The sequence below is a fragment of the Pseudomonas sp. KB_15 genome, from assembly GCF_052114525.1.
Classification (GTDB): Bacteria; Pseudomonadota; Gammaproteobacteria; order Pseudomonadales; family Pseudomonadaceae; genus Aquipseudomonas.
Genome location: NZ_JBFREX010000103.1, coordinates 1 through 841, shown reverse-complemented (window position 1 = coordinate 841; position 841 = coordinate 1). Strand labels below are relative to the sequence as shown.

General features: G+C 66.0%; 1 protein-coding gene. It reads right to left on the bottom strand.

Annotation, left to right across the window (positions count from 1 at the left end):
* Positions 1-841: type VI secretion system Vgr family protein (locus AB4Z35_RS29870; RefSeq protein ID WP_442101139.1), on the bottom strand; the 841-nt coding region annotated here is incomplete at both ends.

The following is an 841-nucleotide window of genomic DNA, read 5'->3' as shown; positions in this document are numbered from 1 at the left end:
GTGGTAGGCCTCGCCGTAGGTATGGGGGGCGCCATGGGTGGTCGGCTCGCCACGGGTCTGGTCGACTTCGCCGTCGAGGTAGGCACGGGCGTCGCGGGGGTGGTAGGCGCGCACGCTGACCTGCTGTTCCACCATCTGGTGGCGGGTTTGCAGGGCCCAGACGGCGTCCTCGCCGCTGCTGCTCAGGCCGGAGGGCGAGCGCATCGGCAAGGCGACGTCGAACTGGTAGCCGCGCTGGTCGTCGCAGAACTCGACGACGTCGATGTTCAGGCGTTCGTCGCTGGTGCAGCGGTACCAGATGCCGACGTCGGCCAGCAGGCGGGTGATGAAGGCCAGATCGCTTTCGTTGTACTGCATCACCTGTTCGCGGCGCGGGTACTCGCGATTCAGACGGAAGAAGAAGTCCTGGCCAAGGAAAGCGTGGCGGCTGCGCAGGATGCTTTCGACGATTTCCGGCACCGATTGCTGCAGGTAGAGGCGCGTTTGCTGGCCGCGGGCGAGCCGTCCCAGGCGCGGTTGCAGGGTGATTTCGTAGCGCGCTTCGTCGACCGAGCCGGACAGGCGYTGGCAGCCGCTGATCACGCCGWAAAACGTGCGCAGGGGTTTGGCTGGTTTGGGCACTTCCCAGGCCATCACGGGCAGGGTTGACGGCGCGGCGTGCAGGCTGAACTGGGCGTATTGGCCGAGCAGTTGCCCGGCGCCGAGGTCGAGGTGGCTGGCGGTGAATTCGATGGTGTAGGTGAATGGCTGGCTGAGGTGTTCTTCGCCTTCGAAGGCGAGGACGTCGAGGGCAGTGTCGAGGCCGTCGACTTGCAGTTTGTGGCGGCTGTGGTCGAAGAAG